The sequence below is a fragment of the Neobacillus niacini genome, assembly GCF_000759675.1.
Lineage (GTDB): Bacteria > Bacillota > Bacilli > Bacillales > Cytobacillaceae > Neobacillus > Neobacillus niacini_A.
Map to the genome: position 1 here is coordinate 150,281 of NZ_BAWM01000016.1, position 17,181 is coordinate 167,461.

Consider the following 17,181-nt stretch of genomic DNA (forward strand, 5'->3'; position numbering starts at 1 on the left):
AAGGTAGAACTCAAATGGAGTTCTACCTTTTTTTAAATAAGGAAGTAAGTAAAAAGCGAAAGTTTTAGGCAATGGGTAAAAAAACTACACGCATTAGTATAAATATTACACACGGCACGCATTACTTTCTTCGGTATACTAAAGAAGGTATTGATGGAATATTTAAAATTATTAAAAAGTAAAGGTTGTAGCGATTCTTTTTAATAGATTTATATCTGTATGGTAATAAAGAAGGGATTGTGTTGGGATGGGGCGGAAAAGATTTAAATGGAATAACCTCATTGTTCTATCTGTTGCAATTGTATTGGTAGTATTCATCACCATAGCAGCCTCTATATTACATAAAACGGATAAAACTGTATTTACTATTGATGATTATGAAGTCACGGATGATGAATTCAATCATATTTTGCAAAACATGAAGGCATTAACGGTGAATTACTTTAAAGAAAAATATAACGTCGATTATAGCAAGAATTTTTGGAAGAGCAGCTATGGTGGTAAGAATCCATCGGAATATGCAAAGCAAGAGGCTATGAACTATTTATTAAAGATTAAGACGGAACAGATCATTATGAAGGAAAATGGCATTATAGAAGATCTATCATATGACGCGATTAACAAACACCTAATAAAAGAAAATGAACGAAGAAAAAAAGAGTTGGAAAATAAACGACCAATCTATGGTCCGGTTCAGTACAACATCACAGAATATTACTCGTATTATCAAAATATTAATCGCCAAGCTTTGGTTGAAAAATGGGCGAAAAATTTTGGTCATACATTATCAGATGAATTTTTAGAAGGTTACTACGACGAGATAAAAGATCATTATTTTAAAAAAGCAGACAGCTTTATTTACGAAAAAATATCCGTTAAAACGGAACCAAACGGAATGGGAATTCTTGAGGAGTTCAAGAAAAAAGCTTCCATTGCAAAGCTGACAACAGATGAGGCAAAACAGAGTATGGATCGGTTCATCACTGTTGAAAGAAGTTTTATAGACCCTAAAGAAATAAAGAAAGAAGCTTCAATCGAAAACCAACTGTATGAGGCATTTCTGGAGCTAAACGAAGGAGATTTTACTGAAATATATCAAATGGATAATGAAGATGTCATGTTTAGAATGATAGAAAAACAACATAACGGTTATGAACATTATTCAGATGTGAAAAACACGATTGTAAAGATCTATGCACAAGAGCAATTAGATTATAAGGTCAGCCTGCGATTAAAAAATGTAAATGTGAAAATTAACGATCCTATTTATGACAAGATCATAGTAGATTGAAAAATTTAATGAAATACATCACTTGATGGATAACCATCAAAAATGAATAAGAATATCGTTTTACACTATTCAAATGGTTGAACACCCAATATGGGTTCAAATAAAAATAAGTTCTATTAAAAGGAGGGGATAAATGGATAAAACAGTATCACGGTTTGTTTGTACAAATAATATGAGAGAGGAGTTGGAATATGAAAGAATGGCAGTTTAAAAAAATGATAGCTGTGTTTTTAGCAGTCTGCTTAACTTTCTCAGGTTTTTTTCCAGGGATCCAACAAGAAAGAGTAATGGCTGCTTCAGGAACAATTTATTATGTCAGCTCGACAGACGGGGATGATGGCAACGATGGGCTGTCAAAATCAACTCCATGGAAGTCATTAGAAAAAGTAAGCTCTGAGGATTTTCAACCAGGAGACAAAATATTGTTTAAGGCCGGGGATGTCTGGAATGGGAGTTTAAAACTTAGAAATATTTCAGGAACTGAGGCGGAACCGATCATTTTTGATAAATATGGCAATGATGATCCGAACGTGAGGCCGATCTTAAACGGAAATGGCACGACAACGACCGAGATTTTTTCGATTTATACTTACTATAATGGGGTAAAAGATAAAACACAGTCTGCTACCATTGATGTTCTTGATGGAAGTTACTTGGAAATTAACAATTTTGAAGTGACAAACTATAGCGATACCGTTATTTCACAAAGAGCTGGTATTGCCATTAAAACGTCAGCGACGAATCAGGCGGAATGGGAAGCAAATCCGCACAAAGGAATTGTGATTAGAAATAATTACGTCCATGATGTCAATGGCAACCCCACTGGACATAAGGTAGGCAGCGGAGGGATTCTTCTCCTTGGCAATATCAGTGATGCCCTTGTGGAAAACAACAAAGTGGTTAATGTTGATATTGAAGGAATCAGAAATGCAGGACTATATAAGGAAGGCGATATAAAGGCTAATTTCCCTAGAGTATTGACCAATGTACAATTTAGAAATAACTATATTGAAAAAGTTCAAGGCGATGGGATTGTCATGAGTAATGTTGGGGAAAATGGCCGGATCGAATATAACACGGTAGTCGAACATTCCTATAAAAATGTAGGTAATGTAAATTACGCCGGATTATGGGTTATAGGGGTAAAGGACACCATTGCTCAATACAATGAAGTTTATGGCGGTAAGTATGGATATAATGACGGTGAAGCATTTGATGTTGACATGTTTTCTGAGGGCATGTTGTATCAGTATAATTACAGTCATGATAATCGAGGCGGATTTATGCTATTTATGGGAGGGTCAACCAACTCGCTTGTCAGATACAACATAAGTGTGAATGATGGAAATGGAGCAGAAATTTTCCACTATCTTCCTAGTTCTCAAAATGATTCACCGTTAATACACAATAATACATTTTTTACTGATTCACACATTAATACAAAGATCTTTAGCCCAAAAACGAATCAATATGTAAAGCTTTATAACAATATTTTTATGGCTAAAGGTGAAATGACAATGGGGTCCACTTCATTTAACGGTGGCGAAATGAAGAAAAATGTTTTCTATCCAGGAACAGATATAAAGGGGCAAAACTTCACAGGTATTACATTTACGGATAACATTTTTGAAAGTCCAAAGCTTGCGAGACCAGGAGATAGGCCTCAAAACATTATTACAAATCTGGATACATTTAACGTAGATGCACTTGATGGCTACAAATTAATGAGTAATTCACCTCTCATTAATGCCGGAATGGATGTTTCTAGCTTGACGCCATCAGTATGGAATCAGGCAGCAAAAGATATTTTCAATAATGATATTGTCGGTCCATTGGATATTGGTGCACATGAATATTCAGGAGATGAACCAGAAGAAACTAGTCCCGAAATTGAACCATCTTCCATTACGCTGGACAAAGAGGAATTACATCTTTATTTAGGCCATTCGGGAGTTGAGCTAAAGGCAACTGTATCCCCTGATGATGCATGGTTTAAAGGTGTAAAATGGTCAAGCAGTGATCCATCCGTTGCTTCTGTAAATGCAGATGGCTTTGTGACACCGATTTCTGAAGGTACAGCAATCATTACAGCAGAAAGTGATATTGTTAAAGGTTTAAAAGCGACTAGTACCGTAACTGTTCATCCCCCATCACCGGTTAAGCAATATATTGTAGCTTCCGACGATGCCTATTTATCTGAGACAAAGAATACGGTGCAGTTAAGACTAGACGCTTTATTGGGGGATGGAAATACCATAACGGACCCGCCAAATTATAACATGAATTACAGTACAGATCATCCGGACACTTTGATTGATGATAAAACAGGCAAGCTTACTTTTACAGGTAATCTGGAAAAAGCAGAAGAAATCACAGTAAATGCCCAAATACAAGAGTATTCTAATCTTGTATATTCAGAGAGTTTCGAAAATGGATGGGGAAGTTTTAGCAGGGAACAAAATGCCCCTACGGGTGGAACGGGGGGAATTATTTCCGATAAGGTTGCTTTCCACGGGAAATATAGTGCATTATATGACCAGCCCCCGGCTGTTGAAAAAGTATTTGGACCAAATCAAAGAGGAATCGTAACTATGATGTTCTATGATGATGGGTCAAAGAACGGAAGAACGAGAGTAGTCGCACATGTCGGGAACGATCGAACTAAATTAATGGCTGCCATGGGAGTCTTTTATGATGGGGGAAGCATAGGAAATCTGGACAATTACTCAGTAAGAGCAAGTGGTTCTGCTACTGCATGGGAGAAGACTACGGTCCCGCGTACGAAAGGTTGGCATGAACTTAAATGGGATTACACATCGGGAACAGATTTGAAGATGTATATTGATGGCCAGCTGGTCAAAACAACCACAGCAATAAATGATTTTGACAGGATTAATCTGTCCTTTATATGGGATACCGCTGCTGGACGTACGTATGCATTCGATAATATCAAGTACGCTTTATCGGATGAAAAAACAACTTATCAAGCAAAAGAGCTTAAAATACCAGTTAAAGTTGATAAAACCTCCCCTGTTACCACGGCAGAGGTTGCAGGAAAAGGAAAAAATGATTGGTACCATACAGATGTTACTGTTACTTTAAGTGGAACGGATAACGTGACTGGTGTTGACAGGACGGAATATAGGATTGGTGAAAGTGGAGACTGGATTCCGTACAACAGTCCGATTGCCCTGGATCAGGAAGGGATTCACACAGTACAATATCGTTCCATCGACAAAGCAGGAAATATTGAAGAGACAAAACAGGAAACCATTAAAATTGATAAAACGAATCCTCACTATGAACTTAGGGTAAACGGCAATGTTCTTATTGATGGAGGTAACTTTGATGACTATTTGCCGCTTACCTTTAAAGTATCAGATGAACAGTCCGGAATAGCTTTTGCCAAAATCAATATTGACGGTACAGACTATCCTATTGATCCCAAAACGCAGAGCGTAGAGATCGATATGGCGGGTAAACCGGGAAGCTTCACAGCACTCGTTACAATTGAGGATATGGCGGGCAATATCATATCGGAAATACCATTTCACTTCAATGTCACAACAAGTATTCATTCAATGAAGCAGCTAGTAAGCCGCTTTACCTCTTTAGGTGAGCTTAGCGGACCATTGGTACCACAGTTAACGAATAGCCTTAATCAAGCGCAGCATCAGCTTGACAAGGGAAGGGCTGACCATGCAGTTAAACATATTCAAAAATTTGTGGACCGCCTTAATAAAGCATCAAGTAAATACGCCAGTGAAAAAGCTAAAAAAGTTTTGAATGCAGATGCAAATGATCTGATAAATAAATAGTTAGAGTAAGGGGGAAGCTTGAGGTCATCTCACTGGCTACTCCCTTACTTTTTCTAGTAGAACGATAGTGTGAACAGCAAACATTGAAGAGGGAGGTTTTGGATGAGTACCTTAAATAGAAAGATTAGTGCCTTTTCATTGATCTTATGTATGTTATTTAGCTTAACTTTTTCTTTTACACCAGTCGGAACGAACGCAGTAAAGGCTGAAGAAGAGGTAGTTTTGACGAACTTTGCACCAAATGGCAGCTTTGAAGAGACAATAAAGACGAATCGAAATGTATGGACAAACAATATTGAACCTGTTGGCTGGTCCGAATGGTTCCCAAGCGGAAAACCGCAAGCAACCGTTGACCAAACTGTCTATTATAGCGGCAAACAATCGATCTTGCTTGAATCCGTCACAACTGGGAGAGCTGCATTGACTACAACCACTACAATCACACCCGGAAAAAGTTATAGACTAGGTATTTGGATAAAAACCGATCATGTTGTCTCTAGTGATGGAATTTTTTTACGAACACAATATTTAGACGGCTCAGGTAGAAAAGTCGGTGATGGCCCAAAGACGGAAAAAGTAACGGGGACATATAATTGGACTTTAAGGGAAGTCTTTTTCACTGCTCCTAATAACGCAGAAAAACTGAAAATTGAGCCATTTTTTGAAACAGGGACAGGAAAAGCATGGTTTGACGACATCGTCCTTGAAGAATGGAATGGATTAACCGGTATTGAACTTGATAAAAAGGCGGTATCATTAGAAGAGGGAAAGACGTTCACCTTAATGCCTATCTTTTTTCCAGAAAATGCCGGTGATAAAGAAGTTGTTTGGTTTTCCTCAAACCCTGATGTTGCATCAATAAATAATGGGACGGTAATCGGAATAAAAGAAGGGAATGCAACGATCACGGTGCAAACGAAAGATGGCAAGTTTTCAGCAGACTGTATCGTAAGCGTAGAAACTGAAAAAACGATAAAAGCATACGATCAAGCTCGGCAAAAATGGTTCGATAAATTAACAGGCGGTACATCCTATGATCTTCAAGATCCGGACGTTGTTAAGGCACTTGATGATTTAGCGAAAAGTGCAAAAGAATATTGGGGTAAAATGGACAAATCCGCTGGACGAACCTATTTATGGAGCGATTTAGCCAATCCGGCAAATGAAGGTCAAATTTCTGACTCCTATGGTCGTTTATTAAGTATGGCACGCGCTTATACAACGAAAGGATCGAGCTTATATCATAACGATCAGTTAAAAAAAGACATTATTAGCGGATTAGACTGGATGTATGACAATCGTTACAATGAACACCAAAGAGAATTCGGAAATTGGTGGCATTGGGAAAATGGTATTCCACAAACGCTTAATAATATTGTTGTTCTAATGTATGAAGATTTAACAGATAAACAACTTACCGATTACACGCGGACAATTGACCGTTTTATTCCAGACCCAACCGCTAGAACGCTCAATGGTGTAAAAGAAACCGGAGCGAATTTGTTGGATAAAGCGTTTGCCGTATCATTAAGAGGAATTATCGGTAAAAACAGTGCAAAAGTAATTCAAGGAGAAAAGCCGATCGGCAAAGAGTTTGTTTACGTGGATCACGGTGATGGAGTGTATAAAGATGGTTCACTTATTCAGCACTTTAATATCGCTTATACTGGAGGCTACGGCGCTGTTTGGATTAGCCGGGCTGCTGATATGATGTATTTATTGAATGGTTCTCCTTGGACCATCACAGACCCGGATGTAAATAATGTCTATAACTGGGTGGAGGATTCCTTTGAGCCCCTTATTTATAAAGGCGCGATGATGGACATGGTTTCAGGAAGAGGAATATCCCGTAAAGGATCCAGTGATCACGATAAAGGAAGAGAGACCATTTTAACGATCCTTCGCTTAGCTGAAGGCGCACCGCCAGATAAAGCATTGCAGATTAAACAAATGGTTAAATACTGGATTATGACGGATCATACATTTGATCAGTATCACACTGGTTTGCCTCTTTACGAAATGAATTTAGTCAAAACACTTATGAATGATGATTCGATTAAGCCAAGAAAAGAATTAGAAAAGAATCAAGTTTTTGCGGGTATGGATCGGGTTACCCATCTACGTCCCGGATTTGGGCTCGGTATTAGTATGTTTTCTGACCGAATTTCCGCGTTTGAATATGGCAATGGAGAAAATTCAAAAGGCTGGTATACGGGAATCGGCGCAACGTATGTATACAACAATGATTTGAAGCAGTTTAGCAACGATTTTTGGCCAACGGTCGATAGCTTCCGCTTACCAGGTACCACGTCTGATGGATCAAAAGGAATTTTAAAAGATTGGCAATCGTATTACAATCCGAAAACCTGGGTTGGCGGATCATCAATTGATGGTTTTTATGGTGCAGCTGGAATGGATTTCTCACTTAAACAAGTAACAGGAAGTGATCTCGAAGGTAAAAAGTCATGGTTTATGTTCGATGATGAAGTTGTGGCATTAGGCACAGGCATTACAAGTACGAACAGCAGAAAAGTAGAAACGATTGTTGAAAATCGTCAATTGAATGATGCTGGAGAGAATCAATTAATCGTAAACGGTGAAGCAAAGCCGGATATGGTTGGTTGGACAGAGTCGATGAATAATGTAAAGTGGGCCCATTTAACAGGTAATGTTTCCGGTTCCGATACTGGCTATTTCTTCCCTAATGCTCCAGCCATTGATGCTCTTCGGGAAGCAAGAACCGGATCATGGAAAGACATTAACAGTAACGGCTCACCTACTCCGATTACAAGAAATTATTTAAGTTTGGCGTTTAATCATGGAGTCAATCCGTCAGGTGGTTCCTATTCCTACGTATTGCTGCCAAATAAGAGTGTGAATCAAACGGAAGAGTATAGTAAAAATCCAGATGTTGAAATTCTAAAGAATACGTCGGATGTGCAGGCTGTAAAGGAAAAGACGCTTAATATAACGGCAGCTAACTTCTTTCATGCTGGAACGGTAGAAGGTATCCACGCACTAAATCCCGCTTCTGTTCTCGTGAAGGAAGAAGGAGGAGAATTAGCCCTTTCCGTTTCTGACCCGACACAAAAACAAAAGACGGTATCGATTGAAATCAATAAGCCTGGTTTATCACTCGTAAGCAATGACAGCACCATTAAAGTTGTTCAGACAGAACCAACCATTAAGGTCGAAGTGAATGTTGCAGGTTCTATCGGAAAAACACATGTTGCTGCATTTAAAGTTGTTACAGATATTGATCATCTTGATGAATTAGTAAAGTTCGCAAATGAAAAAGGCTGGATCACGAATAAGGGGATAACCAATAGCTTGTTGGCAAAAATCGCAAATGTGCAAAAACACCAAAGTGATGAAAAACAGCTTATAAAAGGATTGAATCCATTACAAAACGAGGTTGAAGCACAATCCGGTAAACATATTACTCGTGAGTTTGCTGAATATCTATTGGAGAATATCGCCTATTTAAAGGGAACGGAATAGCGATCCATTTATAATCCGTGAAGTACGACACTTAAGTGCTTCACGGATTTTTTTTGAACTTGTCATGAAACCGATAGGGCAGAATTTCTAAAAAGTAATTGAGATTGTTGAAAAAGAGATACATTAAAGTTATGACTTTTAATATTCATCATGGAGGAATAGACCGCATTTTTGATTTGAAAAGAATTGCCGTATTAATTAAAACATCGGGTGCCGATATCATTGGTTTACAAGCTTGGGCGCTTTTCTTTAGTAAGGAAAGTGTCCGTTTTTTATTGTTTCAAGGATTCTCACGATAGCCGTTGCCTCAGTTAAGGAGGAAATTAATTCTTCCACAATAGAATGATTTCCTATAATAAGGAAGTTGCGAAAAGCTGTACGATTTAAATGTGCCACGATATAATGATGGGAGTTTGTGTCTGAATATATATTTTGATAAGCTGTGAGGTAGTGTATGAAAAAAGGAACGATAGACATCATTTTTATCATTATTGGAGCATTTCTTTTTGCGTTAGGAGTTAATTTATTTGTTATTCCGAACGAGCTTGGTGAAGGCGGAGTTACTGGTATCACAATTATTGCCTACTATTTATTTGGGTGGTCGCCAGGTTTAGTCAGCTTAATTTTAAATGCATTTTTGTTAATTGTTGGTTACAAATTTTTAAATAAGGTAACCACAATTTATACAATTATTGCTGTAGTTTTCAATTCGCTTTTTCTTCATCTGACAGAAAGCTGGAGTATTGCTTCTAATGAATTAATGGTGAATGCAATTTTTGGCGGAGTATTTGTAGGTGTTGGAATAGGCTTAATTATTCGGGTTGGCGGAACATCAGCAGGTACTACCATCCTAGCAAGGATTACACATAAGTATTTAGGATGGAGCATTAGCTATGGTCTATTGTTTTTTGATCTAATTGTTGCCTTCTCATCTTATTTTATCATTGGTGCTGAAAAGCTGATGTTAACCATTATTATGCTTTATGTAGGAACGAAAGTAATGGAATTTGTTATTGAGGGCTTAAATCCGAAGAAGGCTATTACGATTATTTCTGATAAACCGAATGACATTGCTAAACAGGTGACGACGTCAATGGATAGAGGAGTGACTGTATACTCGGGTCATGGTTATTACACAAAAACTCCAAAGGAAATTCTTTATATTGTAATTAGTAAGCAAGAAGTAATAAAGCTGAAACGCATTGTTCAAGCTACCGATCCGACCGCATTCATCGCTATCCACGATGTTCGAGATGTGTTTGGAGAAGGATTTATTGATATATCTAAAGCATAATAGTACAAAAAAACAGCTATATCTTGTCAAGATAATAGCTGTTTTTTTGTCACTGATCAATACTATAACACTTCCACTTTGAGTTTAAAGGTTCCATAAGGTTTTCGATACCTTTTGTACCTCAGATTCATGGACCAATTGGATATTAAACCGGTTCTCATTCTCTCTAATCTCCCAATAGCCTGAAGAATACTTATATATAACCATGTAAAGCTTTCCCTCATATAACACTACTTCTGAATTCAATGTAATACCACCTTATCTATCATAATTTATTAGCGGTAGGCTCTGTTAAACTTGGTTATTGATTTCCGCTCGAGGTGCGAGCGGTTCGCGGCGGTCCGGGGAGCATCCTCGTCGCTTCGCTCCTGCGGGGACACCCCCCAGCCCCGTTCTCCTTCAGAAGTCTTCGCGACTTCCGATCCAATCAACAGAGTTAAATAATCAACATCGACCTTTACCATAGTCTAGCGCTATTAAATATATTCAGGATTATTCAATCTATGACTATCATAAGGAGTTTTTTCATTTTCATAGAATGATAGAAGATTTAAGTAACAAGAGCCCTCTATGTGACCACATTATAAAAGCTATGCAGCTGGGAGCCAGAATACCGAGAAAGAATCTGCTGCAAATAGCTATGAAGAGTATTTGTCGAAGTACCCGATTAAGGGGAATAAAACGACAAATAAAATGGTGATTGATTATCAAAGCCTGGTCGATCAGGAAAACTATGAAACTCTTAAAGATTATGAAGGCAGCGATGGCATCTCGGTTATATGTCCTGAAGAAGGGACGATGAAATGGGAGTTCGATGTCGAAGAAGCTGGACTTTATAACGTAGAAATCGAGTATTACCCTTATAAAGGAAAAGGAATGAATATTGAAAGAGAATTAAGTATCAACGGGGAAATCCCGTTTCGAAATGCTCAATATTTATCGTTTTCAAGGGTGTGGAGGGACGCAACGAAGATAGAACAAGATGCAAATCAAAATGATATCCGTCCTTCTCAAGTGGAGGATCCTAAATGGCAAAGCACTTATTTCAATGATTATTTAGGGTATGAACAGGAACCCTTCCTCTTTCACTTTGAAAAAGGAACAAATACGATCGAGCTGAAATCGATCCAGGATACGATGTTAATTCATTCACTAGTTCTGAAGCAACATGAGGAAATTCCAACTTATAAAGAATTGAAAGCGCTATATAAGAAGGACAATTATCAAAAAGTGAAGCTGGATCAGGAAATTAAAATCCAGGCGGAACAGGCAGCCTATAAATCAGATCCGATGCTGTATCCGACTTATGATTTTTCCAGCTCTTTTAAGCGATTGTCCGTGAGGGTTTTAATGTTTTTTTAATTATTCATGTTCGAAAGTTCAATTTCTTCTCTTAAGCTGCTGACAGAGTTTTGATAAAAAATAAAAGCCATTGTTGAAAATGGAACGAGAAAAATTAACATATAGGAGAGTATGTATTTCAGCTGTAATCTAAAAGAATTAATAAAACCAATAATCGTTTATTTATTTCTTTCTCCTCTTTTAACGTTTATCGAACACTTGTAAACCCTTTCAATTTTTCCCGCAAAACATCCTTCATCTAAAGAATAGCATTTTTTTTGATAGATTTACTTGAACTATCAGTATATATTAAAATATTTCTATTATTCACAAAAATAATCTTACCTTATCTTTCCATAAAATATATATTTTATTTATAATGATAGTATCTAAGTTTTGTCAATGCCGAATAATGGTTTCGATAACCCAATTTGAAAATCATGAATACCGTAAAAGGTCTTTTAACAGGCTTTTTACTTTTTTATAACATTTTTAGCTAGTTTGTAAGAAACAACATACTGTACAAGAATGACATATTATTTTTCAATGCCTTGCCGCCCGCTGAATTGCTTTAGACAATCACGACAAATCTCACATATTTACCTTCGATTGCATGCGGCTGTAAGCTAGAGGAAATATCCTATTCAAAAAAAATTTTTTTGGAGGTATTTTGAATGATTAAGAAAAATGACTGGGAAAACCTTTCTGTGCTGCAAAAAGGAAGATTGTCTGAAAGGGCTTACTTTTTATCGTTTTCCGATGACCATTCTGCTCTAACCTATGAAAGAGGAAATTCCCAAGGATTTAAATTATTAAATGGAAGCTGGAAATTTCATTATGCTGAAAATCCTGCGCTTTCACCAGACCAGTTTTATCAAGCTGATTATGATGTGAGTGAGTGGGATGAGCTCATCGTTCCTTCTCATTGGCAGATGAATGGGTATGGCAGACCGCATTATACCAATGTTCAGTACCCATTTCCGGTAGACCCGCCGCATGTGCCGACGGAAAACCCAACCGGCTCCTACCGAAGGAGTTTTTACATCCCAACTGAATGGCTGCTGCAAAAAATTATCCTACGGTTCGAGGGCGTGGACAGTGCCTTCCATGTGTGGGTCAATGGCCAGGAAGTCGGATACAGTCAGGGCAGCCGGATTCCATCTGAATTTGATATCTCTTCGTATATTCATGAAGGCGAAAATACGTTAGCTGTCAGAGTCTATCAGTGGTCAGATGCCAGCTACATAGAAGATCAGGATATGTGGTGGTTAAGCGGCATCTTCAGAGATGTGTATTTATTAGCAAAACCAAAAGTTCATATTCTAGACTTTTTCGTCAAAACCAACCTCGATGAGCAGTATAAAGATGCGATTCTCTCCATCGACACGGTGATTGAAAATGGCACCTATCAAGCGTTGGAAAACTATCTGCTTGAATACCGCCTCCTTGATCAAGAAGGAAACTTGGTTTCTGTAAACTCAAAGCAGGTGTTTCTGCCGAACAATCAACAGGTTAGCATTAACATCGACATTCCTGTAGAAAAACCTGAAAAATGGTCCGCGGAACATCCTTATTTGTACCATCTATTGATTACGTTAAAGGATGCTTCAGGAAACCGGGTTGAGGTGATTCCAAATAAAACTGGATTCCGTTCGATAGAATTGAAGGATGGTGTTTTCCTCGTTAATGGTGAGGCGATTAAATTTAAAGGGGTAAACCGTCATGACCATCATCCGGATTTAGGACGGGCTGTCCCTCTCGATGCGATGGTGAAGGATATCATTTTGATGAAACAGCATAATATCAATGCGGTAAGGACTGCTCATTATCCAAATGATCCGAGATTCTATGATCTTTGTGATGTTAATGGTCTTTATGTCATCGATGAAGCTGACTTAGAAACCCATGGCTTCGAATATGTCGGTAATGGCAATCAGTTAAGTGATGACCCCGAGTGGGAAGAGGCTTATATTGATCGAGCCAAACGGATGGTCGCACGAGATAAGAATCACCCTTCGATTATTATGTGGTCATTAGGAAATGAATCTGGCTATGGCTGTAACCATGATGCGATGGGTAAATGGGTCAAAGAAAATGATCCGACACGTCTTGTCCACTATGAAGGTGAATCTAGAAACATCATGAATCAATACGAGAATGATCCAAAAAGGGATCCAGCTGTTTCCGATGTACATACAACGATGTACACGTCCATTGGCATTTTAGAAAAATTGGGGCAAAGAACGGATTTAAGCAAGCCGCATATTCTTTGTGAATATATCCATGCGATGGGGAATGGTCCTGGCGGTATCAAAGAGTATTGGGACCTCTTTTATAAATACAAAAGATTACAGGGAGGCTTTGTCTGGGAATGGTGTGATCATGGAATCCGTCAATTTACCGACGAGGGCGAGGAATACTTTGCTTATGGCGGCGATTTCGGTGATACCCCAAATGATTATAATTTTGTCATCGATGGACTTGTGATGCCTGATCGGACACCTTCTCCAGGGTTAATCGAATATAAGAAAGTCATTGAACCGGTCCTTGTCGAGGCCGTGGATCTCGAAATAGGTAGGGTGCAAATCACCAACCGCTATGATTTTATTTCCTTAAGTCATTTGAACTTGTCGTGGTCAATCGAGACAGATGGCAAGATTATTGACAAAGGCATGCTGCCAGCTCCTGAGATTGCACCAGGTGAAACGGTGACGCTTGCGATTCCATATCAGCTTCATGCGGTAATCCAGCCGGATACGGATTATTGGTTAAACCTTCAATTTACTTTGGCAGCTGATACGATATGGGCAAAAACAGGGCATGAAATTGCTTGGGCGCAATTTGAATTGCCTGTGACGAGCACAATTAAGAGGGAAGTCGTCCCATCTTATCACCAGCCTCTGTCTTGTCAGGAAATGAATAACAAGCTGTTGGTTCAGGGAGAAGATTTCCAGGTGGAAGTTCATCTCGTTTATGGAACACTGGATTCTTGGTCTTATCGAGGCATTAATCTTTTGGAAAAAGGACCAAAGCTCCAATTATGGCGCGCATTAATTGACAATGATCACCGTTCAGCGGCTGAGTGGAAGCGATATGGCTTACATTGGCTTCAGCAGCGTGTCGATTGCGTGGAATGGCAGCAAGTGGCGGGCGATAAGGTTGTGATAACTTCAAGCGTTCGAATTGCCCCTCCTATTTTAGCCTGGGGAATTCGCATCACCTATACGTATACGATTCATAGTAATGGCGAACTATCGATCGCTGTGAAAGGCTGTCCAGAAGGAAATGGACCGAAAACCTTCCCGCGGATTGGCTTGCAAATGAAGCTGCCAACTTATTTAAATGAAGTTTCATGGTATGGACGGGGACCGGGCGAAGCCTACAGCGACAGCAGGCAGGCCAATCGAATTGGCGTTTACGCTAAAAAGGTGGAAGAGCTGTATACCCCATATATCTACCCGCAGGAAAATGGCAATCGCCATGAAGTCCGCTGGGTATCCTTAACGAACACCGGCGGCATGGGCTTTGTGGCAGCAGGTGAGCCAACGGTTGATTTCAGTGCCCATTATTATAAAACGGAAAACTTGGATCAGGCTCAGCATACGTATGATTTAATCAAGCAGGATTTTATTACGTTTAACCTGGATTATCAGCAGCACGGTCTTGGATCTGCAAGCTGCGGGCCAGATGTAACGGAGCCTTATCGTTTAGAAAATAAGGAGTTCCAATTCACTGTACATTTAAAGCCATTTTCTGCGAACGAGAATTCGCAGGTGGAAATTAGCAAGTCATTTAGAGCGAAGCAAAGTAAGACAGAAGTTAGTATTCCTGTAGTTTAGAAGCAAAAACGCAGCTTATTTGCTAGTAGAGCAGGATGCAATTTCGGTGAGGAGGAAGACATTTGAGTAAAGTTCGTGTTGGATTTGTCGGAGCAGGTGGAATTGCTAATGTCCACCTGCAGCATGTCAGTAAAAATGAAATGGCCGAGGTGACGGCGATTTGTGACATTCATGAAGAGACAGCACTACAAAAAGTGAAGCAATATGGCGGGGCCGCTTACACAAATGGGGATGAGATGCTTGAGAAAGAAACGTTAGATGCATTATTTATTTCTGTACCGCCATTTGCTCATGGAGAAATTGAAGAAAAAGCAGCAAGAAAAGGGATTCACTTAATGGTTGAAAAACCATTGGGTTTAGACTATCAAACGGTTGCTAAAAAAGCAGAGGTTATTAAACAATCAGGAATTATCAACGGGGTAGGCTATTGCTTGCGTTACTGGGAAACGGTCGCGAAGGCGAAGGAATATTTAAAGGATAAGAAACCAACCATGGTCCGCGGCCATTATTTATCATCATTTGTTCCCACACCTTGGTACCGAGAATGGAAGAAATCCGGCGGCCAGCTTGTCGAGCAATCGACGCATATCGTTGACTTAGCGAGATATTTAGGTGGCGAGATTGAACAAGTCTATGCCGATATGAGCCTGCAGGTTCATCGCAATGTACCCAATATTGATATCCCAGACGTGACCTCTTTAAATTTTGTGTATGACTCAGGGGCTGTTGGGCATATCGATAGCACTTTTGCTCAGTTTGATCACAGAATGGGAATTGAATTGTTTGGTGAAGATTTTCGGGTTGTCATCGATGGCGGTAATCTGACAATCCTCGAAAAAGGGGCTGATACCATGAACTTCAAGACAGAGTTGGATGTTTATGGGGATCAAGATCGCTTATTTATCGATGCTGTTATTAAAGGGGATCAAGATTTAATTTTATCCTCCTACGAGGATGGCTTAAAGACACTTGCTGTAACATTAGCCGCTAATCAGTCTCATGAAACAGGACTCCCAGTGAAAGTTTCTGATTTAGGTAAGTTGGTTATGAAGAACTAAATGATTGTTTTTTAATAGAAGGTTCATTCGAGTCTAGTAATTGTGAACTTTGCGGAATAAATTGCGAACTCCGCGGAATTAATCTGAAAATCGGCGTAATTCACCCGAAATTTTGCGGAATAAAACATATGGAGGTAAAATCTAATGAAATTAGGTATCAGTTCGTATAGCTTACAAGGTGCCATCAATTCAAAGGAAATGACGATTTTAGATGTCGTTCAATGGGTTGCTGACCAGGGCGGGGATCATGTGGAAATTGTTCCAATAGGTTTTAGTTTGGCCGATGATTTGTCATTGGCTGATGCCATTCGCCAAAAAGCTGAAGCAGCAGGCATCGAAATCTCCAATTACGCCATCGGGGCCAATTTCCTGACTGACGATTTTGAAAAAGAAATTGAGCGAGTAAAACAGGAAGTCGATATCGCTCATCGCCTTGGTGTAAAGCGCATGAGACATGATGTCGCGTGGAAGGCGCCAAACGAAATCTCGATTCGTGATTTTGAACAGGATCTGCCAAAAATGACCGAAGCCTGCCGAATCATTGCCGATTATGCTGCACAATTTGATATTGTGACAAGCGTTGAGAATCACGGGTACTATGTTCAGGCAAGTGACCGGGTGCAGCGTTTGATTCATGCGGTCGATAAGGAAAACTTTAAGACTACGTTAGATACTGGGAATTTTCTTTGTGTTGACGAAGACCCAGTAGCGGCTGTTAAGAAAAATATAACGTACGCATCCATGGTTCATGTTAAAGATTTTTACCAAAGATCATCTTCGCTTGGTCTGGGAGAAGGCTGGTTCCCATCAAGCTCCGGCAAGTACTTAAGAGGTGCGATTACAGGGCATGGGGATATCAATTTGCCAGAAGTCTTAAAGGTTATCAAACAATCAGGCTATGACGGCTATATTTCTATCGAATTTGAAGGAATGGAAGATTGTAAAAAAGCTGCAAAAGTCAGCTTCGACAATGTAAAAGCCATTTGGGAAGCGGTTTAGTAAAAATAGAATACCATCGAAGATTATCAGCCCTATTGGA

General features: G+C 39.2%; 10 protein-coding genes. 9 read left to right on the forward strand and 1 reads right to left on the reverse strand.

Features of this window, described 5'->3' with window-relative positions; translation table 11 throughout:
• Nucleotides 1–247: 247 nt before the first annotated feature.
• From TR08_RS07575 to TR08_RS07590, 5 genes are all read left to right on the forward strand, one after another.
• A complete protein-coding gene (locus tag TR08_RS07575; RefSeq protein ID WP_045517079.1) occupies nucleotides 248–1,291 on the forward strand; it encodes a hypothetical protein in 1,044 nt (347 codons plus the stop codon).
• A gap of 191 nt (nucleotides 1,292–1,482) precedes the next feature.
• A complete protein-coding gene (locus TR08_RS07580) occupies nucleotides 1,483–5,109 on the forward strand; it encodes an Ig-like domain-containing protein (RefSeq protein WP_045517080.1) in 3,627 nt (1,208 codons plus the stop codon).
• Between the two features lie 102 nt (nucleotides 5,110–5,211).
• Nucleotides 5,212–8,610: a polysaccharide lyase family 8 super-sandwich domain-containing protein gene (locus tag TR08_RS07585; protein WP_052427377.1), complete on the forward strand. Its 3,399-nt coding sequence runs from the start codon at nucleotides 5,212–5,214 to the stop codon at nucleotides 8,608–8,610.
• A 131-nt stretch (nucleotides 8,611–8,741) separates the two neighbouring features.
• A complete protein-coding gene (locus tag TR08_RS33115) occupies nucleotides 8,742–8,909 on the forward strand; it encodes an endonuclease/exonuclease/phosphatase family protein (protein WP_238579101.1) in 168 nt (55 codons plus the stop codon).
• Nucleotides 8,910–9,064: 155 nt separating this feature from the next.
• On the forward strand, nucleotides 9,065–9,904 hold the full coding sequence (locus TR08_RS07590; protein ID WP_045517081.1) for a YitT family protein: 840 nt from the start codon (nucleotides 9,065–9,067) through the stop codon (nucleotides 9,902–9,904).
• A gap of 84 nt (nucleotides 9,905–9,988) precedes the next feature.
• Here the strand turns inward: TR08_RS07590 and TR08_RS32435 are convergent, their stop codons facing one another.
• Nucleotides 9,989–10,150 carry a hypothetical protein gene (locus tag TR08_RS32435; RefSeq protein ID WP_193747698.1) on the reverse strand — a complete coding sequence of 54 codons (162 nt, stop codon included), beginning with the start codon at nucleotides 10,148–10,150 and terminating at the stop codon, nucleotides 9,989–9,991.
• A gap of 405 nt (nucleotides 10,151–10,555) precedes the next feature.
• Here TR08_RS32435 and TR08_RS07595 point away from each other — a divergent pair, with 405 nt between their 5' ends.
• The 4 genes from TR08_RS07595 (at nucleotide 10,556) to TR08_RS07610 (ending at nucleotide 17,141) form a co-directional block, all read left to right on the forward strand.
• Nucleotides 10,556–11,266, forward strand: a complete 711-nt coding sequence (locus tag TR08_RS07595) for a hypothetical protein (RefSeq protein ID WP_152597362.1) — start codon at nucleotides 10,556–10,558, stop codon at nucleotides 11,264–11,266.
• A 653-nt stretch (nucleotides 11,267–11,919) separates the two neighbouring features.
• Nucleotides 11,920–15,084: a beta-galactosidase subunit alpha gene (ebgA, locus tag TR08_RS07600; protein ID WP_045517083.1), complete on the forward strand. Its 3,165-nt coding sequence runs from the start codon at nucleotides 11,920–11,922 to the stop codon at nucleotides 15,082–15,084.
• A gap of 62 nt (nucleotides 15,085–15,146) precedes the next feature.
• Entirely contained in the window at nucleotides 15,147–16,142 is a 996-nt protein-coding gene (locus tag TR08_RS07605; protein WP_045517085.1) for a Gfo/Idh/MocA family protein, read from the forward strand.
• 144 nt (nucleotides 16,143–16,286) lie between these two features.
• Nucleotides 16,287–17,141, forward strand: a complete 855-nt coding sequence (locus TR08_RS07610) for a sugar phosphate isomerase/epimerase family protein (protein ID WP_045517087.1) — start codon at nucleotides 16,287–16,289, stop codon at nucleotides 17,139–17,141.
• Nucleotides 17,142–17,181: the final 40 nt, after the last annotated feature.